Annotated in this window: 18 protein-coding genes; 12 read left to right on the top strand and 6 right to left on the bottom strand. The window is 57.0% G+C overall.

All coding sequences use genetic code 11. The features are described 5' to 3' along the window. Positions 1 to 94: 94 nt before the first annotated feature. From EV680_RS01900 to mnmG, 6 genes are all read left to right on the top strand, one after another. Positions 95 to 2,530: an acyl-CoA dehydrogenase gene (locus tag EV680_RS01900; RefSeq protein WP_132952644.1), complete on the top strand. Its 2,436-nt coding sequence runs from the start codon at positions 95 to 97 to the stop codon at positions 2,528 to 2,530. 230 nt (positions 2,531 to 2,760) lie between these two features. After that, positions 2,761 to 4,188 (top strand): OmpP1/FadL family transporter, encoded by a 1,428-nt coding sequence (locus tag EV680_RS01895; RefSeq protein ID WP_132952642.1) that lies wholly within the window; start codon positions 2,761 to 2,763, stop codon positions 4,186 to 4,188. An 83-nt stretch (positions 4,189 to 4,271) separates the two neighbouring features. Beyond that, positions 4,272 to 6,638 (top strand): 3-hydroxyacyl-CoA dehydrogenase/enoyl-CoA hydratase family protein, encoded by a 2,367-nt coding sequence (locus tag EV680_RS01890; protein ID WP_132952640.1) that lies wholly within the window; start codon positions 4,272 to 4,274, stop codon positions 6,636 to 6,638. A 202-nt stretch (positions 6,639 to 6,840) separates the two neighbouring features. Then, entirely contained in the window at positions 6,841 to 8,040 is a 1,200-nt protein-coding gene (locus EV680_RS01885; RefSeq protein ID WP_132952638.1) for an acetyl-CoA C-acyltransferase, read from the top strand. A gap of 402 nt (positions 8,041 to 8,442) precedes the next feature. Next, positions 8,443 to 8,814 carry a GIY-YIG nuclease family protein gene (locus tag EV680_RS01880; protein ID WP_132952636.1) on the top strand — a complete coding sequence of 124 codons (372 nt, stop codon included), beginning with the start codon at positions 8,443 to 8,445 and terminating at the stop codon, positions 8,812 to 8,814. A 240-nt stretch (positions 8,815 to 9,054) separates the two neighbouring features. Continuing rightward, positions 9,055 to 10,950, top strand: a complete 1,896-nt coding sequence (gene mnmG / locus EV680_RS01875; RefSeq protein ID WP_424580105.1) for a tRNA uridine-5-carboxymethylaminomethyl(34) synthesis enzyme MnmG — start codon at positions 9,055 to 9,057, stop codon at positions 10,948 to 10,950. Between the two features lie 431 nt (positions 10,951 to 11,381). Here the strand turns inward: mnmG and EV680_RS01870 are convergent, their stop codons facing one another. The 4 genes from EV680_RS01870 to ftsE form a co-directional block, all read right to left on the bottom strand. Continuing rightward, positions 11,382 to 12,275 (bottom strand): polyprenyl synthetase family protein, encoded by an 894-nt coding sequence (locus EV680_RS01870; RefSeq protein WP_132952634.1) that lies wholly within the window; start codon positions 12,273 to 12,275, stop codon positions 11,382 to 11,384. Then, entirely contained in the window at positions 12,262 to 12,486 is a 225-nt protein-coding gene (locus EV680_RS01865; RefSeq protein WP_132952632.1) for an exodeoxyribonuclease VII small subunit, read from the bottom strand. The genes EV680_RS01870 and EV680_RS01865 overlap by 14 nt, the downstream gene beginning before the upstream one ends. 147 nt (positions 12,487 to 12,633) lie before the next feature. Continuing rightward, positions 12,634 to 13,548, bottom strand: coding sequence for a permease-like cell division protein FtsX (gene ftsX, locus EV680_RS01860; RefSeq protein WP_132952630.1), 915 nt, complete (start codon positions 13,546 to 13,548; stop codon positions 12,634 to 12,636). Beyond that, the gene (gene ftsE / locus EV680_RS01855; protein ID WP_132952628.1) at positions 13,545 to 14,198 is read right to left on the bottom strand and encodes a cell division ATP-binding protein FtsE; all 654 of its coding nucleotides are present in this window, start codon (positions 14,196 to 14,198) and stop codon (positions 13,545 to 13,547) included. The genes ftsX and ftsE overlap by 4 nt, the downstream gene beginning before the upstream one ends. A gap of 179 nt (positions 14,199 to 14,377) precedes the next feature. On the opposite strand from ftsE, the gene EV680_RS01850 reads away from it, so the two are divergent. Together EV680_RS01850 and murA are read left to right on the top strand one after the other, a co-directional pair. Beyond that, positions 14,378 to 14,626 (top strand): BolA family protein, encoded by a 249-nt coding sequence (locus EV680_RS01850; protein ID WP_132952626.1) that lies wholly within the window; start codon positions 14,378 to 14,380, stop codon positions 14,624 to 14,626. Between the two features lie 330 nt (positions 14,627 to 14,956). Beyond that, complete coding sequence (gene murA, locus EV680_RS01845; RefSeq protein ID WP_132952624.1) at positions 14,957 to 16,207, top strand: UDP-N-acetylglucosamine 1-carboxyvinyltransferase; 1,251 nt, start codon at positions 14,957 to 14,959, stop codon at positions 16,205 to 16,207. Positions 16,208 to 16,552: 345 nt separating this feature from the next. On the opposite strand, the gene mltA is transcribed toward murA, so the two are convergent. Further along, on the bottom strand, positions 16,553 to 17,881 hold the full coding sequence (mltA, locus tag EV680_RS01840; RefSeq protein WP_132952622.1) for a murein transglycosylase A: 1,329 nt from the start codon (positions 17,879 to 17,881) through the stop codon (positions 16,553 to 16,555). Positions 17,882 to 18,292: 411 nt separating this feature from the next. On the opposite strand from mltA, the gene mutS reads away from it, so the two are divergent. The 3 genes from mutS to EV680_RS01825 all read left to right on the top strand — a co-directional run bounded on the left by mutS (position 18,293) and on the right by EV680_RS01825 (position 21,917). Continuing rightward, the gene (gene mutS, locus EV680_RS01835) at positions 18,293 to 20,887 is read left to right on the top strand and encodes a DNA mismatch repair protein MutS (RefSeq protein ID WP_132952620.1); all 2,595 of its coding nucleotides are present in this window, start codon (positions 18,293 to 18,295) and stop codon (positions 20,885 to 20,887) included. A 63-nt stretch (positions 20,888 to 20,950) separates the two neighbouring features. Then, positions 20,951 to 21,733 carry a DpnI domain-containing protein gene (locus EV680_RS01830; RefSeq protein ID WP_132952618.1) on the top strand — a complete coding sequence of 261 codons (783 nt, stop codon included), beginning with the start codon at positions 20,951 to 20,953 and terminating at the stop codon, positions 21,731 to 21,733. 10 nt (positions 21,734 to 21,743) lie between these two features. Then, positions 21,744 to 21,917, top strand: a complete 174-nt coding sequence (locus tag EV680_RS01825; RefSeq protein ID WP_132952616.1) for a DpnD/PcfM family protein — start codon at positions 21,744 to 21,746, stop codon at positions 21,915 to 21,917. 265 nt (positions 21,918 to 22,182) lie between these two features. On the opposite strand, the gene EV680_RS01820 is transcribed toward EV680_RS01825, so the two are convergent. After that, on the bottom strand, positions 22,183 to 22,554 hold the full coding sequence (locus EV680_RS01820) for a YetF domain-containing protein (protein WP_132952614.1): 372 nt from the start codon (positions 22,552 to 22,554) through the stop codon (positions 22,183 to 22,185). 176 nt (positions 22,555 to 22,730) lie between these two features. On the opposite strand from EV680_RS01820, the gene EV680_RS01815 reads away from it, so the two are divergent. Continuing rightward, positions 22,731 to 24,050 carry an MFS transporter gene (locus EV680_RS01815; protein ID WP_132952612.1) on the top strand — a complete coding sequence of 440 codons (1,320 nt, stop codon included), beginning with the start codon at positions 22,731 to 22,733 and terminating at the stop codon, positions 24,048 to 24,050. Positions 24,051 to 24,114 lie beyond the last annotated feature (64 nt).

The raw sequence follows: 24,114 nt of genomic DNA, 5'->3' as shown, positions 1-24,114 counted from the left end.
TTATCCCTATTCCATGTTTGAACAACATGAAATGCACAACACGGCTCGAAAGGCCGTCTGAAACCTCAGTTGAGAAAACCAAAGGAGAACCGAAATGCTGAGTCTTATCCTGCTGCTTGTTTTGGTGGGCATTGCCGCCTACTTCCGCAGCCCCGCCTGGCTGATTTCGCTGGCCGCCGTTGTCGGCCTGGCGCTCGGCGGCGCTTCGTGGTGGGCGTATATCCCCGTGCTGGTTATTGCAGCAGCCTGCTGCCTGCCGCCTGCGCGCGATTTTATCCTCGGCCGCATTTTCGGCATCTATAAAAAAATCACCCCGGCCATGTCGGAAACCGAAGCCGATGCGATTAATGCCGGCACCGTGTGGTGGGATGGCGAGCTTTTTTCCGGCAAGCCCGATTTCAGCAAGCTCAAAGCTTTCCCCACGCCTTCCTTGAGCGCCGAAGAGCAAGCCTTTATCGACGGGCCGGTGGAAGAATTGTGCAAAATGCTCGACGATTGGAAAATGCTGCACGAAACCAAAGATCTGCCGCCCGAAGCCTGGCAATTCATTAAAGACAGCGGCATCTTGGGCATGATTATCAAAAAAGAATACGGCGGCCTTGAGTTTTCCAACTATGCCCACGCCAAAGTGGTGATGAAAGTGGCCACCCGCGCCGGCAGCGCCGCCGTTACCGTGATGGTGCCCAACTCATTGGGTCCGGGCGAATTGCTGCAACACTACGGCACCGAAGCGCAGAAAAATTATTATCTGCCGCGCTTGGCCAAAGGCTTGGAAATTCCCTGTTTCGCGCTCACCAGCCCGCATGCCGGCTCTGATGCAGGCAGCATTCCCGATTTCGGCGTGGTGTGCAAAGGCAGCTACACCGACCCGACCACCGGCGAACAACACAACGATGTGCTCGGCATCCGCATTTCCTGGGAAAAACGCTGGATTACCCTCGCGCCCGTGGCCACTGTGCTCGGCATGGCATTTAAAATGTACGACCCCGACGGCTTGCTCGGCGATAAAAAAGACATCGGCATCACCTGCGCCCTGATTCCCACCCATCACGAAGGTGTGGAAATCGGCCGTCGCCATTTCCCGGGCGGCAGCGTGTTTATGAACGGCCCGACCTGGGGCAAAGATGTGTTTATCCCGCTCGATTGGATTATCGGCGGCGTGGATTATGCCGGCAAAGGCTGGCAGATGTTGGTGGAATGCCTCTCGGTGGGCCGCTGCATTTCCCTGCCCGCCAACTCGGTGGCTGCCGGCAAAATGTCGAGCTACACCACCGCGCTTTATGCCCGCATCCGCGACCAATTCGGCCTGCCCATCGGCAAATTTGAAGGCGTGGATGAAGCCTTATCGCGCATCGGCATGTATACCTATCAAATGGAAGCCGCCCAAGATTTGGCGCTCACCGCGCTCGACAGCGGCGAAAAACCCAGCGTGATTTCGGCGATTTTGAAATACCACAACACCGAACGCATGCGCAAAACCTTGAATGACGCGATGGATATTCACGGCGGCCGCGCCGTGGTGCTGGGCCCGCGCAACTATCTGGCCGCAGCCTACCAAGCCATTCCCGTGGCCATCACCGTGGAAGGCGCGAATATCCTTACCCGCAGCATGATTATCTTCGGCCAGGGCGCGATTCGCTGCCATCCGTTTGTGCTGAAAGAAATGCGCGCCGCGATGGACAATGATGCCAAAGCCTTCAAAAAAGCATTCGGCGGCCACCTGCACTTCGCCTTCACCAACGCTTTCCGCAGCTTCTGGCTCTCGCTCACCAACGGTGCCTTTACCGCTGCACCCCAAGGCAGCAAAGAAACCGCCCGCTACTACCGCCAAATGACGCGCCTGGCCGCAAACTTTGCGCTGGTGGCCGACATGAGCATGTTCAGCCTCGGCGGCAGCCTCAAGTTTAAAGAGAAGATTTCCGCGCGCTTGGGCGATATTTTGTCCAACCTCTTTATCGCCAGCGCCGTGTTGAAACGCTTTGAAAACCAAGGCAGCCCCAAAGAAGATTTGGCCATTATGCGCTATGCCGTCGAACAAGCCCTGTATGACGCGCAAACCGCACTCGACGGCCTGCTGCGCAACCTGCCGATGCGCCCCTTGGCGTGGGTGCTGCGTGTGCTTGCCATGCCGCTGGGCCACAACATCAGCGCACCGGCCGACAAGCTCGCCAGCCGCGTGGCCGACGACATGATGAAAAACGAAGGCATGCTCGAGCGCCTTTCAAAAGGCATGTTTGTGCCGGATAACGAAGAAGAAGCCATCGGCCTCTTGCCCATTGCCCACGCCGCCGTGATTGCCGCCGAGCCGGTGGAGAAAAAGCTGCGCAACCTTACTCGCAAAGGCAAGCTCGTGCAGCCCTCGCCCGCGCTGCGATTGCAAGAAGCGCTGGACAACGGCGACATCAGCCAGGCCGAGTTTGACCAAGTTACCCGCGCGCGCCAGCTCAAGCGCAACGTGATTATGGTGGATGATTTCGACATGATGCTCAGCCAGCACGATGAAAAACTGCTCGAACGCCACGTTTTCTAAGCGCTGCGCATAAGGTGTTAACATTAAGCAACACTTTTCAGACGGCCGCAAAGCCACAGGCCGTCTGAAAAGCCACAAGAAAAATACCTGCAGTACAAGAGATTCGTTAAAAACAAACAAATTATATAAAGTAATCGTTCTATAAACGGAGAAATTGTTTTATAAAGTAAGTTCGGCTTCACATTACAGGCCGTCTGAAAACTTTTATAAAACTTTAGAGGAGCAACAACATGAAAATCAACACCACCCGCATCAAGCAAAGCGCCCTGATCATCAGCGCCGCGCTCTTGGCACAATCGGCCTGGGCATCCGGCTACCACTTCGGCACGCAATCGGTGAGCAGCCAATCCACGGCCAACTCATCGGCCGCCGAAGCCGCCGACCCTTCCACCCTCTTTTACAACCCCGCCGGCCTCACCAAGCTGGAGGGCACACAAGCCACGATTAACCTGAACATCGTGGCCCCGAACGTGAAATATAAAGATGGCAAAGCCTATTACCCCGACGGCAGCGAAATCACCCGTGCGCCCGACGGCTCGGCCAATGTCGAGCGCGACGGCAAAATCACCGATGATGTGGTGATTGCGCCGCACGGCTATATTTCGCATCAGGTAAACGACAAAGTGTGGCTGGGCTTCGGCATGTATGTGCCTTTCGGCTCGGGCACCGAATATGATGAAAATTCGGTGTTGCGCTACAACCTCAACGAATTGAGCCTGCGCACCATCGCCCTGCAACCCACCGTGGCCTATAAAGTGAACGAGCAGCATTCCGTGGCGCTGGGCGTGGTGGCGCAAAATTCCAAAGCCAAGCTGCGCCAATATGCCAACTTCGGTGCTTTTGCCGGTGCCAACGGCATGGCTGACGGCTATGCCAAAGTACACGGCGATGATTGGGGCTTCGGCTACAACCTCGCCTGGATGTGGGACATCAACGAGCGTGCGCGCGTGGGTGTGAACTACCGCTCCAAAGTAGAACACAACCTCAGCGGCGATGCCGAATGGCATTTGGTAGGCCCGGGCTTTGCCAATCCGGTGTTGGCACCCACCATCCGCGGCGCGGGCTATGCCGAAAAAGAAGATGCTTCGGTGAAAATCACCACCCCCGAATCATTATCTTTGCACGGTATGTATAAAATCGACCCGAAATGGAATGTTTACGGCGATGTGACCTGGACGCGCCACTCGCGCTTCAACCAGGCGCACCTGAAATACGGCAACGCCAAAGTTGTGGCCGACCCCACCACCGGCGGGCAAACCCAAAGCAACGAAACCATCTTAAACCCCAACTGGCGCAACACCTATAAAGTGGCCGTGGGCACGTCTTACCAATACAGCGAGCCTTTGCAATTGCGTTTCGGTGTGGCCTATGACCAATCGCCGGTGAAAAGCGCCGACTACCGCATGAGCACCTTGCCCGACAGCAACCGCATCTGGCTCTCGTTTGGCGCGAAATACGACATCAACAAGCAGCACAGCATCAACGCCGCCTACAGCCATCTGTTTATCCAAAACGCCAGCGCCAATGTAAACGGCTGGTGTGGGGCAGCACAGGCCGGCGCGGGCTCGAAAGCCTGCGTATCGAGCCGCACCAACGGCAGCGCCAACTTCAAGAGCAGCGCCAATATTCTCGGCCTGCAATACACCTACAAGTTTTAACCCCACCTGAAGTTTCAGACGGCCTCCTTAGAAAATAAAGAGGCCGTCTGAAACCCGAAGGCAACAAAAGAGAGAGGATTACCATGACCGCAAAAAACTTCGTCATCCGCAAAGCCGCCGTGCTCGGCGCCGGCGTGATGGGTGCACAGATTGCCGCCCATTTGGCCAACGCCAAAGTGCCGGTGGTGCTGTTTGACCTGCCTGCCAAAGAAGGCCCGAAAAACGGCATCGTCGAAAAAGCCATTGCCGCGCTGAAAAAACAAAAGCCCGCCCCCTTGGCCGGCAAAGATGCCATCAGCTACATCAGCGCTGCCAACTACGACGACGGTTTGGCCGAGCTTGCCGATTGCGATTTGGTGATTGAAGCCGTGGCCGAGCGCCTCGACATCAAAGAGAGCCTCTACAACAAAGTGGCACCGCATTTGGGCGAACACACCATTTTCGCCACCAACACCTCAGGCTTGTCTGTAGAAACCCTGAGCGAAAAATTTCCCGCTGATTTGAAACACCGCTTTTGCGGCGTGCATTTCTTCAACCCGCCGCGCTATATGCACTTGGTGGAGCTGATTCCCACCGCCGCCACCGCGCCCGAATACCTCGACAATCTCGAGCGCTTCCTTGTGAGCACGCTGGGCAAAGGCGTGGTGCGCGCCAAAGACACCCCCAATTTCATCGGCAACCGCATCGGCGTGTTTTCGATGCTGGCCACCATCTACAACACCGAAAAATTCGGTCTGCGTTTTGATGTGGTGGACGATCTCACCGGCCGCCGCTTAGGCCGCGCCAAATCCGCCACCTACCGCACCGCCGACGTGGTGGGCTTGGACACCTTCGCCCATGTGGCCAAAACCATGGAAGACAACCTGCCCAAAGATCCGTGGCACGCGTTTTTCAGCATTCCCGCCTGGTTGCAGGCGCTGATTGCCAACGGCGCGCTCGGCTCGAAAACGAAAGCCGGCATCTTCAAAAAAGAAGGCAAGCGCATCATGATGATCGACCCGGCAACGGGCGAATATGTGGCTTCGAATAAAAAAGCCGACAGCGAAGTCACCGACATTCTGAAAGAAAAAGATTGGGGCAAAAAGCTCGCCGCCCTGCGCGAGAGCCAAAACCCGCAAGCGCAATTTTTGTGGGCGGTGTTGCGCGATTCTTTCCACTATATCGCCGTGCACGCTCAAAGCATCGCCACCACCGCGCGTGACATCGATTTCGCCATCCGCTGGGGCTACGGTTGGGATGAGGGCCCGCTGGAAATCTGGCAGGCCGCCGGCGTGCAGCAAGTGGCCGCGTGGATTCAAGCCGATATCGATGCCGGCCACACCATGAGCAGCGCCGCCTTGCCCGCGTGGCTCAAGGGCGTGGAAGCCTTCCACAATAACGAGGGCAGCCTCAATTTCACCACCGGCAATTACGACCCGCGCTCAGCGCTGGATGTGTATCGCCGCCAAATCCGCCCCGCGCCGCTCTTGGGCGAAACCCTGCCGCTTTTGGGCACCACCGTGTTTGAAACCGACGTGATGCGCGGCTTCACCCTCGACGGCGAAATTTTGGTGATTGAAAACCTCAACAAAATGCGCGCCATCAGCCGCGCCGTGCTCGAAAGCATCAACCAAGCCATTGCCATTGCCGAAAAAGACTTCAAAGCGCTGGTATTTTGGGCGCCCGAAGCGCCGTTTTCCGTGGGCGCGGATTTGAAATCGATGATGCCCGAATTTGCCACCGGCGATTTCGAAGCGATTGAAAGCATGGTGAAGCTGTTTCAAGACACTTCAATGAATTTGCGCTACAGCCAAATCCCCACCGTGTCGGCCGTGCAAGGCTTTGCATTCGGCGGCGGCTGCGAATTTGTGATGCACAGCAATAAAGTGGTGGCCGCGCTTGAGAGCTATGTCGGCCTGGTGGAAGTGGGCGTGGGCCTGATTCCCGCCGGCGGCGGCACCAAAGATTTCGCGCTGCAAGCCGCACGCGCCAGCCAAGGCGATTTGCTGGCGGCCTTGAAAGACCGCTACATGAATCTGGCCATGGCCAAAGTGGCCACCAGCGCCATCGAAGCCAAAGAATTGGGCTTTATGCGCGAGAGCGATGTGGTGGTGTTCAACAGCTACGAATTGCTGCATGTGGCGCTTAACGAAGCCCGCGCCATGGCCGATTCCGGCTTCCGCCCCGACGTGCCTGCTTTGTTCCCCGTGGCCGGCCGCAGCGGTGCCGCTTCGATTCAAGGCCAACTCCTGAATATGAAAGAAGGCGGCTTTATCAGCGAATACGATATGCACATCGGCAGCCAAATCGCCTGGGTGATCACCGGCGGCGACGTCGACCCCGGCACCTTGGTCGATGAGCAATGGCTGCTCGATTTGGAGCGCAAAGTGTTTGTCGATTTGCTGAAAAACGAGAAAACGCTCGAGCGCATCGAAAACATGATGTCCACCGGCAAACCGCTGCGCAACTGATAAACAGGCCGTCTGAAACAAATCAGGCCGTAGGTCGGATGCTCGATCCGACATTTGCCCGCAAGGGCAAAGCAACAACAGCAGGATGTGCGGTGCAAGCCCTGCATTCGGATAATGTGCGCACACCCTGCACCCAACCGCTGAAAAGGCCGTCTGAAAGCCAATCCATATATTTCAGACGGCCACCCAACAGGAGAACACTGTGAAACAATTAAGAGATGCCTACATCGTAGCCGCCACCCGCACCCCCATCGGCAAAGCCCCGCGCGGCATGCTGCGCACCACCCGCCCCGACGACATGCTCGCGCATGTGATCCGCTCGGTGGTGGCTCAAGCCCTCGGCTTCGACCCCGCAGAAATCAACGATGTGGTGGCCGGCTGCGCCTTTCCCGAAGCCGAATCCGGCCTCAACTTCGCCCGCATCGCCGCGCTTTTGGCCGGCCTGCCCGACACCGTGGGCGGCATCACCATCAACCGCTATTGCTCATCCGGCATCAACGCGCTGCAAATCGCCGCCGACCGCATCCGCACCGGCGAAGCCGAAGCCGTGATTGCCGCCGGCAGCGAGAGCATGTCGATGATTCCGATGATGGGCAACAAAGTGTCGCTCAACCCGGAAATTTTCGCCAAAGAAGAAAACCTCGGCATCGCCTACGGCATGGGCTTAACCGCCGAAAAAGTGGCCGAACAATGGAACGTGAGCCGTGAAGACCAAGATGCATTTGCGCTGGAAAGCCACAAACGCGCGCTGGCCGCCATTGAGGCGGGCAAATTCAAAGCCGAAATCAGCCCGATTGAAGCGGTTTACCGCAGCGCCGATTTGGCCGGCCGCGAAGTGAAAGAAATCCGCAAGCTGTGCGACACCGACGAAGGCCCGCGCGCCGACACTTCGCTCGAAGGCCTGGCTCGGCTGCGCCCCGTGTTTGCCGCCAAAGGCAGCGTCACCGCCGGCAATTCCTCGCAAATGTCCGACGGCGCCGGCGCTTTACTGGTGGTGAGCGAAGAAGTGCTCAAGCGCTACAACCTCACCCCCATCGCCCGCTACGAAGGCTTCGCCGTGCGCGGCGTGCCGCCCGAAATCATGGGCATCGGCCCCAAAGAAGCCATTCCGGCCGTGTTGAAATCATCGGGCAAGAGCCTCGCCGATATGAAATGGATCGAGCTCAACGAAGCCTTCGCCGCCCAATCGCTGGCCGTTATCCGCGATTTGGATTTGGACACATCTATCGTCAACCCCAACGGCGGCGCCATTGCACTGGGCCACCCGCTGGGCGCCACCGGTGCCATCCGCGCCGCCACCGCCATCCACGGCCTGCGCGAGCGTGGTGAAAAAGGCTATGCCATGGTGACCATGTGCATCGGCACCGGCATGGGCGCGGCCGGTTTGATTGAAGTGCTGTAACGCATTGCCAAAGTTAAAGGCCGTCTGAAAGCATTTATCCGCTTTCAGACGGCCTTTTTTACCAGCCGAGCGTTTGGCAAAATATTGGCGCTTTGATGATATTGATACAATTGTAGGCGCGGCTCACCACAGCCTGTAGGTCGGATTCTCGAATCCGACACTTGTTCGCAGAACAAGGCACGCACATCGCTTTGGCCGTTGGCCAAACGTCGGATTCAAGAATCCGACCTACGCAGATGGTGCTGCCGAACTGCTTTTATTTTGTAAGGTTATTTTTTAGAATTGGTATTAAAGGCCGGGTGATTGGTAAAATGTTTGCGTGTTGATGGCAATAGCGTATGCATAAAACACAAGGCCGTCTGAAATTTGATGTTCAGACGGCCTCGGTGATAGCATATCGAAATGAACGATTTAAGCGAATTCAAGCTGCCCGCTGCTGCCGCTTCCGATGAAGGCTGGTGTGTGTACCTGCTGCTGTGCCACGGCGGCGCGCTCTATTGCGGCATCAGCAACCGCCCCGACGAGCGCTTTGCCGCACACTGCGCCGGACGAGGCGCCAAATTCACGCGTATGCACAAGCCGCAGGAAATGCGCCTGCTTTATGCCGCCATCAGCCGCAGCGAAGCCGCCCGCATCGAGCCTTTGGTGAAAAAGCTCGCGCCTGAGCAGAAACGGCGGCTGTGGGCGGCGCTGGCAGAGCTTGCCGCACAACACCATGCGCACACAGAGCCGAAGCCGCGTGCAGGCCGGATGCTTGAATCCGACAGCCAATAAACACAACAGTCCTGCACCGGAGCGGGCGGACAAAGGCGGCAAGCCGCAGTTTGCAGCGCCGCTTGTCAAAAGGCCGTCTGAAACCTTTCCCGGAAGCCGCTTTCTTATGTAAATTCAACATCTTCAAGCCATACGCGCGCATTGTGTCCACTGTCGAATCGGCGTACAATTCAGAGCTATTTTCTCGGGCGCAGCACAAAAAAGCTGTTGTCCGCCACACACAGGTTAGCCAATACAAAAATGATGATTTACCCCAAACAATACGATGTAATCGTGGTTGGCGGCGGCCATGCCGGCACCGAAGCCGCGCTCGCCGCTGCGCGCATGGGCGCGCAAACGCTTTTGCTCAGCCACAATATCGAAACCCTCGGCCAAATGTCGTGCAACCCCTCCATCGGCGGCATCGGCAAAGGCCATTTGGTGCGCGAGCTCGATGCGCTCGGCGGCGCGATGGCGCTGGCCACCGACATGAGCGGCATCCAGTTTCGCCGCCTCAATGCCAGCAAAGGCGCCGCCGTGCGCGCCACCCGTGCGCAGGCCGACCGCATTCTCTATAAAGCCGCCATCCGCGAAATGCTCGAAAACCAAGCCAATCTCGAGCTTTTCCAACAACAGGTAGACGACGTCACCCTCGAGGGCGACCGCATCAGCGGCGTCATCACCGCTATGGGCGTGGAATTTAAAGCCCGCGCCGTGGTGCTTACCGCCGGCACGTTTCTGGCCGGCAAAATCCACATCGGCTTGGAAAACTACGCCGGCGGCCGCGCGGGCGACCCTGCCGCACAAGGCTTATCCGGCCGCTTGAAAGAATTGCAACTGCCGCAAAGCCGCCTCAAAACCGGCACGCCGCCGCGCATTGATGGGCGCACGATTGATTTTTCCCAACTCACCGAGCAGCCCGGCGACACACCCGTGCCGGTGTTTTCCGTGCGCGGCCATGCCGCCATGCATCCGCAGCAAGTGAGCTGCTGGATTACCCACACCAACGAGCAAACCCACGATATCATCCGCTCCGGCTTCGACCGCAGCCCGATGTTTACCGGCAAAATCGAAGGCGTGGGCCCGCGCTATTGCCCTTCGATTGAAGACAAAATCAACCGCTTTGCCGATAAAGACAGCCACCAGATTTTCCTAGAACCGGAAGGGCTGTCCACCCATGAGTATTATCCAAACGGCATTTCCACCAGCCTGCCGTTTGATATCCAGCTCGCCCTTGTGCGCTCGATGAAAGGCTTGGAAAACGCCCACATCCTGCGCCCCGGCTATGCCATCGAATACGATTATTTCGACCCGCGCAACCTCAAAGCCAGCCTCGAAACCAAAACCATTGCAGGCTTATTTTTCGCCGGCCAAATCAACGGCACCACAGGCTATGAAGAAGCCGCCGCACAAGGCTTGCTGGCGGGTGCCAATGCCGTGCAATATGTGCGCGGGCAAGATCCGCTGCTGCTGCGCCGCGAGCAAGCCTATTTGGGCGTGTTGGTAGATGATTTGATTACCAAAGGCGTAAACGAGCCTTACCGCATGTTTACCAGCCGCGCCGAATACCGATTACAACTGCGCGAAGACAACGCCGATATGCGCCTCACCGAAGCCGGCCGCCAAATCGGCCTCGTTTCCGACGACCAATGGCAGGCCTTCGAGCAAAAGCGCGAAGCCATCGAGCGCGAAATCCAGCGTTTGCGCAGCACTTGGTACACTCCCGCCAAGCTGCCCGAAAGCGAGCAAGAGCGCGTGTTCGGCCAAAAATTGAGCCGTGAAGCCAATCTGCACGATTTGTTGCGCCGCCCCAATCTCGATTACGCCGCCCTGATGAGCCTGCCCCAAGCCGCGCCTGAGCAAGCGCTGGCTGCCGAAGTGGCCGAGCAAGTGGAAATCCAAGTGAAATACCAAGGCTATATCGATCGCCAAAACGAAGAAATCGAAGGCCGCCGCGATTTGGAAACCCTCAAACTGCCCACCGATATCGACTACAGCAAAGTGAAAGGCCTCTCCGCTGAAGCCCAGCAAAAGCTCAACCAGCACCGCCCCGAAACCGTGGGTCAGGCCGGCCGCATCTCAGGCATCACCCCCGCCGCCGTGGCGCTGTTGATGGTGCATTTGAAACGCGGCTTTAAAGAAGCCCGTCAAAATTAAAGCCGTAAACCAAAAGGCCGTCTGAAAAAGTTTCAGACGGCCTCTCCTTATATTAGGGTCTGTTCACAATTCATCTCGTGGCAATCTTTTGGCTCAAAAACGCGCCTGCCGCGTTGAAAATGCTCGCAAGGTGTCCAACCTTGCTGCGCTTTTCGCCTTGCAAGCGCGCTTTTGCGCTCAAAATCTTACGCACGGATGAAATGTGAACAGACCCTAGCGGAATGCATAAAAAAAGTGGCACAACGGGTAGGTTGGGTTGTAAACCCAACGTTTCAGCGGGTAGGTTGGGTTGTAAACCCAACAAATCTACAGGCCGTCTGAAACCTTGGCTTTAGCAACCCAAGCTACTCCGTTATAGAGTGTGGTTTTGCATCACTTTTTCTTGCATATCAATATATACATACGCTTACGGCTTTCGGCATCATGCCCGCTCAATGCTTGCGTTCGGTGATAAATTCGGCCAGGCTGCGCAAATGGGCGGCTTTTTCGCCAAACGGCGCGAGTGCCGCCACGGCTTCGGCCACCAGCGCTTCGGCATAAGCGCGCGCTTGGGGCAGGCCCATTAATTTCACATAAGTGGGCTTGTCGGCATCGGCATCTTTGCCGGCGGTTTTGCCCAGCGTGGCGGTGTCGGCTTCACAATCGAGCACATCGTCTATCACTTGGAAAGCCAGGCCTATCTTGCGGGCATAATCATCGAGCCGCGCCAGGCCTTCGTCATCTACATCGGGGCAGCTCAGCGCGCCCAGCGCCACGGCGGCGCGGATCAGCGCGCCGGTTTTGAGGCTGTGCATCTGTTCGAGCGCAGCCTGATTCATGGCTTTGCCGACGTTGGCCAAATCAATCGCCTGGCCGCCGGCCATGCCTAGGCTGCCCGAAGCCTGCGCCAGCGTAGAGAGCATGCGCAGCTGGCGCGCGCCCGGCAGGCTGGTGGGGCGGCTGAGCAGCTCGAATGCCAGCGTTTGCAAGGCGTCGCCAGCCAGCAGGGCGGCGGCTTCGCCGTATTGCACATGGCAGGTGGGCTTGCCGCGGCGCAGGCTGTCGTTGTCCATTGCGGGCATATCATCGTGCACCAATGAATACACATGAATGCATTCCACCGCCGCCATCGCCTGCGCCACCGCCGCTTCATCGGCTGCGCCCAATTCGGATGCAGCCAGCACCAGCAGCGGGCGCAAGCGCTTGCCGCCGCCGAGGGTGACATAGCGCATGGCTTCGTGCAGCCCTTCGGGGCTTTGCGTTTCGGGCGGCAGCGCGCGCGAAAGCACCAGCTCGGTTTGCGCTTGCGCGCGGGTTTGCCAGCTGTGCAGATTATTCGGCTTCAAGGCTGAGCTCCTTTAATCCGCCCTCATCGAGCACGTGCAATTTTTGCTCCACTTCGGCCAGCTTGTTTTGGCAATATTGCACCAGCTCGTTGCCTTCCTGATAGGCGGCCAGCGCTTCTTCGAGCGGCATTTCGCTGCTTTGCATGGCTTGGGTGAGTGCTTCGAGGCGCTTGAGGGCTTCTTCGAAAGATTTGGGGGTGGCTTTTTTCATGATCAGGGCTTGGGTTGAACAAAGGCTTGATTGTAGCATTTTTTGGCCGCGCTTTTTGCGGCGCAACTGCGTGCATAAAAATTTGCCGCCGCATAAAACACAAAGGCCGTCTGAAACTTTTTCAGACGGCCTTTGCTGCGCGGCGCATCAACGCTTGGCTTTAAAGCTGAGCAAATGCTGCTGTGTGGCAAGCCAGGCGCCGGAAATGCCCAGCGCGGTCACCACGGCGAGCACCATCAGAATTTCCCAGGCGTGGAAAAAGCGCCATTCGATGTTGAGGCCGTAGGGGCGGAAAATCTGATTGATCAACGGCTGGCTGGCGCGCATCAGCCAGGCGCACAGGCCGATGCTGATGGCGGCGGAAAGCAGGCTCTGCCAAGCGGCTTGATAAAGAAACGGGCGGCGGATAAACGAAGCGGGCGCGCCCAAAAGCTTGGTGATTTCGATTTCTTCTTTGCGGCTCAAAATCTGCAAACGGATGGTGTTGTGCGCCACCAGCACGAAAGCCACGCTCAGGGTGATGGCCAAAAACCAGAAAATCCGATGCAAAAAGGCATTAATCTGATAGAGCGTTTGCATCCATTCGGTGTCGAGCCGCGCGGCTTCCACCATCGGCAATTCGCTCAAATCCTGCTGCAAAATCTGCATGGCCTCGGGCGCGGTGCCGGCGTCGGGCGTAACGATAAACACATCGGGCAGCGGATTGTCATCGAGCATCGACACCAAATCCTGCGCGCCCATGCTTTGCTGCAATTCTTGCAGCCCTTTTTGCTTGCCGATAAATTCGCTTTTGCTGATGCGCGCATCTTCGGCGAGCAGGGTTTTTACTGCTTCGTTGTCGACTTCATCGGCGCTCAATTCCATATAAAGCGTGATTTGCGGCGCTTCGTTGAGCTTGCCGAGCACGGCCTGGCCGCTTTGCACGCCCAAATAAAGCGCCAAGGGCAGCGTCATCGCGATGGCGAGCATCAGCAAAATCAGCAAAGTGGCAAAAGGCTGACGGATAAAGTGGCGCGCGGCGTTGCGGGCGGATTCGAGGTGGAGCGAGAGATAATGTTTCATGCGGCAAACCTGCCTTCCTGCAGGCGCAAAATGCGGTGGCCGTAATCGGCCATCAGTGTTTCGTCGTGCGCGGCCACAATCACGGTGGTGCCCGCTTCGTGAAAGGTTTTGAATAATTCCATAATGTCGAGCGCATAGGCGCGGTCGAGGTTGGCGGAAGGCTCGTCGGCAATCAAAAGGCTGGGCTGGTGCACCACCGCGCGGGCGATGCACAGGCGCTGCTGCTCGCCGCCGGAAAGCGTTACCGGGTCGGCACCTTCGCGCCCGGCCAGGCCCACTTTTTCAATCGCCACGCGCGCCCGCTTTTCGGCCTGCGCCCGGTCGTAGCCGATGATGCGCAGCGGCAGCAGCACGTTTTGGATCACATTTCGGTCAAACAGGATTTTGTGGTCTTGAAACACAATGCCGATGTGTTGGCGCAAAAAGCCGATTTGGTTGTCGTTCAGGCTGCCGATATCTTGATTGTTCATCCACACCTTGCCGGTGGTGGGCTTGGTGATGCCGGCAATCAGCTTGAGAATGGTGGATTTGCCGGCGCCGGAATGGCCGGCCACGAAAATCATTTCGCCTTTGTCGATATTGAAACTGACATTTTTCAGCGCGTGAAAGCCGCCGGGATAGGTTTTGGAAACTTGCTCGAAACGGATCATGATTGTGCTCGGTGGGTGGGTTTCAGACGGCCTGTTGTTCGGACAAACAGGCCGTCTGAAATAAAGTGAGACCGATTATACAGAATATTGTTGCATGATTCAGCGGGCAATATCTGTATAATATGCACGATTATGCGCGGCGCTGTTGAGGCCGTCTGAACCATTGTTGAAAGAAAATTATGCTTACCCCCGAAGAAGTCAAACAAATGATTGCCGCCGTGGCGCCTTGCGAACACATCGAAGTAGAGGGCGACGGCCACCACTTTTTCGCCCACATCGTGTCGAGCGCCTTCGAGGGCAAAGCCCGGCTGGCGCGCCACCGCCTGATTAAAGACGGCCTGGCGGATAAATTGGCCAGCAACGAATTGCACGCGCTCTCCATCACCACCGCGGCTACGCCGGCGGAATGGGCGGCCAAGCAGGGCTAGGGTCTGTTCACATTTCATCACGCGGCAAGTGTTGGCTCAAAAGCGCGCCTGCTGCGTTGAAAATGCTCGCAAGGTGTTCAACCTTGCTGTGCTTTTCGCCTTGCAGCCACGCTTTTGCGCTCAAAATCTTATTCGCGGATGAATTGTGAACAGACCCTAATCATTTATCTGCGCAAGCGTTCAGACGGCCTGTGTGCATGCAGGCCGTCTGAATTTTACCTGTCACAAAAACGCAATCCGTTTAAAATCCATTATAATTTACCGTTTCATTTCCCCCATTTTTGTGCACAGGCCGTCTGAAAGCCTGCGCCGCGCTACGAAAGACATTCTGTGGACAAACTCAAAATTACCGGCAACGGCCCGCTCAACGGCGAAATCACCGTGTCCGGCGCCAAAAATGCCGCCCTGCCGCTGATGTGCGCCGGCCTCCTCACCGAGGGCACGCTGCGCCTGAAAAACGTGCCCATGCTGCGCGATGTGAAAACCACCCAAAAGCTGCTGCAAGGCATGGGTGCGCGCGTGCTCACCGACAATATCGCCGAATTCGAAATCAACGGCGGCACGGTGAACAACACCATCGCCCCTTATGAATTGGTGAAAACCATGCGCGCCTCGATTTTGGTGCTGGGCCCCACGCTGGCGCGCTTTGGTGAAGCCCAAGTGAGCCTGCCCGGCGGTTGCGCCATCGGTTCGCGTCCGGTAGACCAGCATCTTAAAGGCCTGGAAGCCATGGGCGCGGAAATCGTGATTGAGCACGGCTATGTAAAAGCCCGCGGCCGCTTGAAAGGCGCACGCGTGGTGATGGACATGGTCACCGTGGGCGGCACCGAAAATCTTTTGATGGCCGCCACCTTGGCCGAGGGCACCACCGTGTTGGAAAATTGCGCCATTGAGCCCGAAGTGGTCGATTTGGCCGAATGTTTGGTGAAAATGGGTGCCAAAATCAGCGGCATCGGCAGCGCCACCATGACGGTGGAGGGTGTGAAAGAATTGCACGGCGCCGAGCACAGCGTGGTGCCCGACCGCATCGAAGCGGGCACGTTTTTATGCGCCGTGGCGATGGCCGGCGGCAAAGTGGTGTTGCGCAACGCCGCGCCGAAAACCATGGAAGCCGTGCTCGACAAGCTGGCCGAAGCCGGCGCGATTATCGAAGCGGGCGACAACTGGATCGCCATCGACATGCAGCAGCGCCCCAAAGCGGTGGACATCCGCACCATGCCGCACCCGGGCTTCCCCACCGATATGCAGGCGCAATTTATGGCCATGAATGCCGTGGCAGAGGGCAGCGGCAAAGTGGTGGAAACCATTTTTGAAAACCGCTTTATGCACGTGCCCGAGCTCAACCGCATGGGTGCAGACATCGCCGCCGAGGGCAACACCGCCATCGTGAAAGGTGTGGCCACGCTCTCGGGTGCCACCGTGATGGCCACCGATTTGCGCGCATCGGCCAGCCTGGTGATTGCCGGCCTCGTGGCCGAGGGCGAAACCGTGGTGGAGCGTATCTACCACCTCGACCGCGGCTACGAGCATATTGAAGAGAAGCTGGGCAAAGTGGGCGCGAAAATCGAGCGCGTTGCCTGATTCAGGTGAAGTAAAACACACCAAACAAGGCCGTCTGAAAATTTTTCAGACGGCCTTGTTTTTTAACCCGCATCGGTACGGTTTAACCGTACACAGGCAAGCTTTCGGCAGCCCGTAGGTCGAATTCTCGAATCCGACGCTTGTTCTGATGGTGCTGTCGAACTGCTTTTATTTTGTCATACCAATCCAAAAAAATAACCTAACTTCGTTGTCTCGCCTTGCCGTACTATCTGTACTGTCGCAGGCTCGCCGCCTTGTTAGCTTACCTTTTTGAATGGGTATTACGCCGCTTTTGGCGGCTAATAGTACTGACGGCTTTCAGACGGCCTTGTTTTTGCCAAACCGTTAAGGCCGGTATTCCGGCAACACACCATTGGGCAGCAGCTGCCACACATAGCCCGTGTGTTTCTGCTTGCCGGCCACATTGCCCGCTTCGTCGCCATAGCCCCAGAAATAATCCACCCGCACCGCGCCTTTAATCGCGCTGCCGGTGTCTTGCGCCATCAAGAGGCGGTTGTGGGCGAAATTGCTCACGGGGTGGGTGGTGGCCACGAAAAGCGGCGCACCCAAGGTGATGTAGTGGCGGTCGACCGCGCCGGCATAGCCGCCCAAAAGCGGTGTGCCCAGCGCGCCGATGGGGCCTTCATCGTTGCCCGGCAATTGGCGGAAGAAAATATAGCTCGGGTTTTGCCCCAGCACTTCGGCCAGCTTTTGCGGGTTTTGCTGCATATAGGCTTTGATGCCCTGCATGGTGGTTTGCCCCAAAGGCAGATAGCCTTTATCGGCCATATAGCGGCCGATCGATACATAAGGATATTCGTTTTTATCGGCAAAGCCTAAGCGCACATATTGGCCGGAGGGCGTTTTCAGGCGGCCCGAGCCTTGAATGTGCAGGAAAAACAATTCCACCGGATCATCGGCATAGCCCAAAATCGGCGCTTTGCCGTTGAGCGCGCCGCCGTTGATTTGGGTGCGGGTGTAATAAGGCACAAATTGGCCGCCGGCAAAGCGGCCTTTGAGCGCGCGGGTGCGCTCGCTAATCGGAAATTTCGACAAATCGGCGCTATAAGCGCCGGCGGCATTGATGCTGCCGCTGTTGGGGCCGGTTTGCTGCACCCGCACCACGGCTTTGCTGTTGCGCAGATTGGCGGGCAGATCCACCGAAACAAAATCGTTGGGCACGCCGTAAATCGGGAAACGCGCTTTGGCCGTTTGCTTCACATCACCATGCAGCACCGGCTCGTAATAGCCGGTGATGGTGCCGCCGAGCTGGCCGTTGCCGCTCACTTGCCAGGGCGTGAAATATTGCTCGAAAAAGGCTTTGGCGGCGGCATCGTTGGCCGGGGTTTGCGCGGCTTGGGCGCACACATTCTGCCACGCCGGCTGCGCTTTCAAGCGGCCGCAGCCGAGCTGGAAGGCGCGCAGGCTGCTGCTGAAATTTTGCTGCGGCCATTGCGGCAGCGTTTGATGCGCCACCACTTTATAGGCCGCGCCGCCGCCGGGGGCGATGCTGTGCCCCAAAGGCAGCGGCGTGCCCGCAGGCAGGGGCGCGCCGGGTGTCACCGGCGGCACGGGCATGGTGGTGGGCGGCACGGTTTTTTTGGTGCCGCAGGCGGCCAGCACGGCGGCGGCCAGCCCCATCAGGGCAAAACGGTAAAATTTGGCAACATTCATATGGGTGTCTCGAGGCCGTCTGAAAAGCGTTCAGACGGCCTAAATAAAAAAAGAATAACGATTCAGAAAGACCGCGCCAAAGCGGCGCGGTTCCCTGCAGAAAGGCCGTCTGAAGCGCGGTTGGGCGCATTCTAGCATAGAATCAACACCCTAAAATCAGCCATCGCCAATCTTTGCACAAGCGTGCCTAGGCTAGCCTAGGGTCTGTTCACATTTCATCACGCGACAATATTTTGGCTCAAAAACGTGCCTACTGCGTTGAAAATGCTCGCAAGGTGTTCAACCTTGCTGCGCTTTTCGCCTTGCAGCCACGCTTTTGCGCTCAAAATCTTACTCGCGGATGAATTGTGAACAGACCCTAGCCGCCATTTGCTACAATAAGCGCTTTGTTTTCCGCAAGGCAAAGCCGCCATGAGCAAACCCGTTTCCCCGATGATGCAGCAATATCTCGGCATCAAAGCAGATCATCAGGATAAGCTCGTGTTTTACCGCATGGGCGACTTTTACGAATTGTTTTTCGATGATGCCATAAAAGCCGCCAAGCTTTTAGACATCACCCTCACCACCCGCGGCCAGCTCGATGGTGAGCCGATTAAAATGGCCGGCGTGCCTTATCACGCCGCCGAGCAATATCTGGCCAGGCTCGTTAAAATGGGCGAGAGCGTGGCCATTTGCGAGCAAACGGGCGAAGTGGGCGCCACCAAAGGGCCGGTAGAGCGCAAGGTTGTGCGCATCGTCACCCCCGGCACGCTCACCGATTCCGCCTTTCTGGAAGACAAAGAAACCAACCGCATCGTGGCCGTGTGCAGCGTGAAAAGCGACAAAAAACACATCGGCCTCGCTTGGGCTTCGCTGCAAAGCGGCGAATTCAAAGCCAAGCTCACCACGCCCGATAAACTCGCCGACGAATTGGCACGCCTGCAAGCGGCGGAAATCCTGCTGCCCGATGCCGCCAATGCCCCACCTATTCAAGCAGCCAACATCACGCGGCTGAACGCTTGGCAATTCGCGCCCGACAGCGGCACAAAGCTGCTCACCGACTATTTCGGCAGCCAAGATTTGCGCGGCTTCGGGCTGGACGAACAAACCCACGCTGCCGCCATCGGCGCCGCCGGTGCGCTGCTCAACTACATCCGCCTCACCCAAAGCCAATTGCCGCAACACCTCGACGGCCTTTCGCTCGAAACCGAAAACCAATACATCGGCATGGATGCCGCCACCCGCCGCAACCTCGAAATCACCCAAACCCTTAGCGGCCAAAAAGCGCCCACCCTGTTTTCCGCGCTCGACCAATGCGCCAGCCACATGGGCAGCCGTCTGCTCGCCCTATGGCTGCACCACCCGCTGCGCCGGCGCGAGCATATCCGCGCCCGCCAGCAAGCCGTGGCCGAGCTGCAAAACCATTATGCCGACTTACAAGGCCGTCTGAAAAACCTTGCCGACATCGAACGCATCGCCGCCCGCATCGCCGTGGGCAATGCCCGCCCGCGTGATTTGGCCGCTCTGCGCGACAGCCTGTTGCTGCTGGCAAATGAAATCGAATTGCCCCAAAGCCCTTCCGCGCTGCTGCACACCCTGCAAGCCGTGTTCCCCGCCACTTTGCCCATTGCCGAGCAGCTGCAAGCCGCCATCTTGCCCGAGCCGGCCGTGTGGCTGCGCGACGGCGGCGTGATTAATCACGGCTATCATGCCGAATTGGATGAGTTGCGCCACATTCAAAACCACGGTGATGAATTTTTGCTGGCGCTGGAAGCACGCGAGCGCGAGCGCACCGGCCTCTCCACCCTCAAAGTGGAATTCAACCGCGTGCACGGCTTTTACATCGAATTATCCAAAGTGCAGGCCGAGCAAGCGCCCGAAGATTATACCCGCCGCCAAACCCTCAAAAACGCCGAACGTTTCATCACGCCCGAGCTGAAAACTTTTGAAGAAAAAGTGTTGGCCGCGCAAGACACCGCGCTCGCGCTCGAAAAACAACTGTTTGATGAAATATTGAAAAACCTGCAAGCCGCCCTGCCACAATTGCAGCAAGCCGCCAAAGCCGCCGCCACGCTCGATGTGCTCGCCACCTTCGCCCGCCATGCCCAAGAGCGCGGCTACACCGCGCCCGGGTTCGCCGACTATCCCGTGATTGAAATCGAGGGCGGCCGCCACCCCGTGGTCGAGCAACAAGTGCGCCACTTCACCGCCAACCACACCGCGCTCGACCACAAACACCGCCTGATGCTGCTCACCGGCCCCAATATGGGCGGCAAATCCACCTATATGCGCCAAGTGGCACTGATTACCCTGCTTGCGCACACCGGCAGCTTTGTGCCCGCCGAAGCCGCCAAAATCGGCCCCATCGACCAAATTTTCACCCGCATCGGCGCTTCCGACGATTTGGCCGGCAACCGCTCCACCTTTATGGTGGAAATGAGCGAAACCGCCTATATTCTGCACCACGCCACCGAGCAATCACTGGTGCTGATGGACGAAGTGGGCCGCGGCACCTCCACCTTCGACGGCCTCGCCCTCGCCCAAGCCATCGCCGAGCATTTGTTGCAGAAAAACCAATCGTTCAGCCTGTTTGCCACCCACTATTTTGAGTTGACCAAATTGCCCGAAGCCCACTCCACCGCCGTGAATATGCACCTGAGTGCGCTTGAAGAAGGGCAAGACATTGTGTTTCTGCACCACATCGAGCCCGGCCCCGCCAGCAAAAGCTACGGCATCGCCGTGGCCAAACTCGCCGGCCTGCCCGCCCGCGCCCTCAAGGCTGCCCACAAGCATTTAGACGCGCTCGAGCAGCAAGCCGCTGCGAATCAGCCGCAAATGGATATTTTCAACACATGGCCGTCTGAAAGCGAAGAGAAAGAAGATGAAGCTGCAACCTACGCAGATGAACAAGCCGCCGCCGCGCCAAATCCATTGCTGCAAGCTTTGGCAGAAATCCAGCCGGATGAATTGTCGCCGAGGGAGGCGCTGGAAGCCTTGTATCGCTTGAAAGGTTTGGAAAAAGAATAAATAACAAAAAGGCCGTCTGAACGTTTTCAGACGGCATTGATTAATCATTCTATCCATTATCCTATGAATTTATATTTCAACACCGATTTGGCTAAAGGCTATAAAAGCCCCGCTCAAATTGCCCGCGTGCTCACCGAAAACTGGTTGGGCGAAAACGCCTATTGCCCCAGTTGCGGCTGTGCACACATCACAAAAGCGGCAAACAACCGCCCCGTTTTAGATTTTGACTGCCCCAATTGCGCCGAGCAGTTCGAGCTGAAAAGCAAACAGGCCAAATCAGCGGGAAAAGTCATTAACGATGGCGCTTATGCCACCATGCTGGCGCGCATTCAAGCGGCAGATAATCCCAATTTTTTCTTTTTAAGCTACAACAAAGCCGATTATTCCGTGCGGCAATTGATGCTGGTGCCGAAACATTTTTTCACGCCGGAAATGATTATCCGGCGCAAACCGCTGCCTGAAACCGCAAAACGCGCGGGCTGGATCGGGTGCAACATCAATATCGGCGCGTTGCCAAACAGCGGCAAAATCCTGCTGGTGGACAAAGGCATCGTGATGCCGTCTGAAACCGTGCATCGGCAATGGCAGCAAAACCTGTTTTTGCGTCAACAAAAAAACGAAGGCAAAGGCTGGTTGCTGGCGGTGATGCGCTGCGTAGAGGCGCTTCCCGAGCAATTCACCTTGGCGCAAATGTATGCTTTTGAAAATGTGTTGCAACAGCAATTTCCCGCCAACCGCCACATCAAAGACAAAATCCGCCAGCAATTGCAATGGCTGCGTAATCAAGGCATCATCGAATTTTCAGCGCGCGGGCAATACCGCAAAATTCCCCAATCCAAATCTTGAAGGAATCACCATGGCGCTTTTTCAAATTGAAATCCAAGAAACCCTTCGCCGTGTGGTCACACTGGAATCTGAATCACCGGCTCTTGCTTTGGCACAAGTCAAACAACGCTATCAGCAAGAAGAAATTGTTTTGGATTGGCAGGATTGGGTGGATACGCACATTCAAATCAGTCATGCAGATTGAAAGTAAAAGGCCGTCTGAAAGATCAATCTTTCAGGCGGCCTTGATTCATATTCTTATGCATATCTGTAAATATTCAATATATTCAAATAATTATTTATACCAATCCTAAAAAATAATATACAAACAGGCCGCTCGTAGGTCGGATTCTTGAATCCGACACTCGTCCGCAGAACAAGGCACGCACATCGCTTTGGCCGATGGCCAAACTACGCGGTTGGTGCTATCGAATTGCTTTTATTTTGTAAGGTTATTTTTTTGAATGGTTTTACTTCTCATAAACATGCAGCACCAGCTGCCCGTCCTGATATTCGCCCACATAAACATCTTGTTGTTTGATATTGGATGCATCGAGCGCGCCGGCCACCCAATCGCTGTCTTTGCCCACCAATTCGAGAATGTCGGTGTCGGGCCGGCCTTCGATAACCAGCGGGTAGCGCAGGCCTTGTTCGCCGTATTGGATGGCCAAGAGCTGGCCGTTTTGCTTGAGCACGGCGCGTTTGACGCTGTTGACGCGCACGCTTTTGGGCGGCACGTTTGGGGCGGCAGTGACGAAATCGAGGAAAACCACCATGCGCGAGGGGGTGTTGGCATAGCTTTGGCTTTGGGTGTAATAGGTGTATTGCATTGTTTTTAACATTGCAAATGCTTGAATAGGCCGTCTGAAAAGATTTTTTAATGGGTTGAAAGAAATTTTGTGCAAATATTTTCGAGATTGATAACTTGTTCATTTTTAATCGAGCACGGCTTTACAGCCCGGCGGCAATCTGTCAGGCTTGCGGCTGTGTTTGTTTGATTTTTTACCGTGATAGCGCCATGACCGACTCATCCAATAAATTTTATTCCCTTTTCTTTTCGGTGTTTTTCCTCTTTGCCGGCTTCGGCCTGTTTTTGAATTCGGCGGGGGTGAAGCTCGCGCAGATGGGGGTGAACAACACCGCCATCGGTGCGCTGAATGCGGCTTTTTTTGTGGGCGCGGCGCTGAGCGCGATGGCGGCGCACCGGGTGGTGTCGGGCGTGGGGCATATCCGCGCCTTCAGCGTGTTTGGTGCGGTGTTTGCCATTGCGGCGCTCGGGCATATGATGACCGACAACTTATGGGCATGGGGCGTGTTGCGGGTGGTGTTGGGCTTTTGCTATTACAGCCTGCTGATGATTGTGGAGAGCTGGTTTGCCGAGCGCAGCATGGCGGCGGCGCGGGCGCGGGTGCTGGCTTTTTACAATGTGGTTTACTATGTGGCCTTCACCGCGGGCATCGCGCTTTTGAGCCTGAAGCCTTCGAGCAATGATATTTTTACGCTGGCGGCGATTTTGGTGATGGCGGCGATGCTGCCGGTGGCGCTCACGCGGCTCAATGCGCCGCAGCTGCCGCCGCGCCAGCGCGTGAGCCTGCCGCGCCTGCTGGCGGTGGCGCCTTTGGCACTGGTGGGCAGCTTTATCGCCGGCCTGCTGGTAAACGGCTTTTTCACCATGGCTTCGGTATTTTTGCTGCAACAAGGCTTCAGCCTGCGCCAGATTGCGTTTTACCTGATGATTGCCATGATCACGGGCTTTGCGGTGCAGCTGCCGATTGCGCGCTTTTCCGACCGCTACGGGCGGCGGCGGGCGATTTTGGTGTGCGCGCTTTTGGCGGCCGCCGGCGCGCTGACGGGCTTGGGGCTGATGATGGCGGGCATTGAGGGGGCGTGGCCGCATTATGTGGTGGCCGCTTTATTCGGGCTGGGCTTGTTTGCGCTTTATGCCTTGAGCGTGGCGCGGGCCAATGATGAGCTGCCCAACGACATGAGCACGGTAGAGGTGAGCCGCAGCCTGCTTTTCAGCTACGGCATCGGCTCGCTGGCCGCGCCGCTCTTGCTCGGCATTGTGATGCAGGAAGCGCACCGCTATGGCTTTTATGTGTTTTTTGCGCTGAGCGCGGCGGTGCTGGCGCTGGTGGCGTGGCGGCAGAAAACGGTGCCGCAGGCGCAGCGCAGCGTGTATGTGAATATACCGGGCGATGCGGGCCCGATTATCGGCGACCTCGACCCGCGTAACAACGAGGGCGTGATGCGCCCCTTTGATGAGGCACAGGCGCAGGCTTATGCGGATGAGTGGACGCAGGAAAATCCGCAAGATTCGGACGATAAGCCGGGTTGATGCGGGTAATGCCTGTTTGTGTTTGATGGGTAAAACCCAAGGCCGTCTGAAAGAAAAAGGTTTC

This window comes from Uruburuella suis (genome assembly GCF_004341385.1).
GTDB lineage: Bacteria > Pseudomonadota > Gammaproteobacteria > Burkholderiales > Neisseriaceae > Neisseria > Neisseria suis.
Note: the sequence above shows the minus strand (reverse complement) of the source record. Positions and strands in the feature narration are given on the sequence as shown.

What these genes read in the sequence shown, in the direction of transcription:
- EV680_RS01900 (WP_132952644.1), top strand. Translation starts at nt 95, where the DNA reads ATGCTGAGTCTTATCCTGCTGCTTGTTTTGGTGGGCATTGCCGCCTAC.
- EV680_RS01895 (WP_132952642.1), top strand. Translation starts at nt 2,761, where the DNA reads ATGAAAATCAACACCACCCGCATCAAGCAAAGCGCCCTGATCATCAGC.
- EV680_RS01890 (WP_132952640.1), top strand. Translation starts at nt 4,272, where the DNA reads ATGACCGCAAAAAACTTCGTCATCCGCAAAGCCGCCGTGCTCGGCGCC.
- EV680_RS01880 (WP_132952636.1), top strand. Translation starts at nt 8,443, where the DNA reads ATGAACGATTTAAGCGAATTCAAGCTGCCCGCTGCTGCCGCTTCCGAT.
- mnmG (WP_424580105.1), top strand. Translation starts at nt 9,055, where the DNA reads ATGATGATTTACCCCAAACAATACGATGTAATCGTGGTTGGCGGCGGC.
- EV680_RS01865 (WP_132952632.1), bottom strand. Translation starts at nt 12,486, where the DNA reads ATGAAAAAAGCCACCCCCAAATCTTTCGAAGAAGCCCTCAAGCGCCTC.
- ftsX (WP_132952630.1), bottom strand. Translation starts at nt 13,548, where the DNA reads ATGAAACATTATCTCTCGCTCCACCTCGAATCCGCCCGCAACGCCGCG.
- ftsE (WP_132952628.1), bottom strand. Translation starts at nt 14,198, where the DNA reads ATGATCCGTTTCGAGCAAGTTTCCAAAACCTATCCCGGCGGCTTTCAC.
- EV680_RS01850 (WP_132952626.1), top strand. Translation starts at nt 14,378, where the DNA reads ATGCTTACCCCCGAAGAAGTCAAACAAATGATTGCCGCCGTGGCGCCT.
- mltA (WP_132952622.1), bottom strand. Translation starts at nt 17,881, where the DNA reads ATGAATGTTGCCAAATTTTACCGTTTTGCCCTGATGGGGCTGGCCGCC.
- mutS (WP_132952620.1), top strand. Translation starts at nt 18,293, where the DNA reads ATGAGCAAACCCGTTTCCCCGATGATGCAGCAATATCTCGGCATCAAA.
- EV680_RS01830 (WP_132952618.1), top strand. Translation starts at nt 20,951, where the DNA reads ATGAATTTATATTTCAACACCGATTTGGCTAAAGGCTATAAAAGCCCC.
- EV680_RS01825 (WP_132952616.1), top strand. Translation starts at nt 21,744, where the DNA reads ATGGCGCTTTTTCAAATTGAAATCCAAGAAACCCTTCGCCGTGTGGTC.
- EV680_RS01820 (WP_132952614.1), bottom strand. Translation starts at nt 22,554, where the DNA reads ATGTTAAAAACAATGCAATACACCTATTACACCCAAAGCCAAAGCTAT.
- EV680_RS01815 (WP_132952612.1), top strand. Translation starts at nt 22,731, where the DNA reads ATGACCGACTCATCCAATAAATTTTATTCCCTTTTCTTTTCGGTGTTT.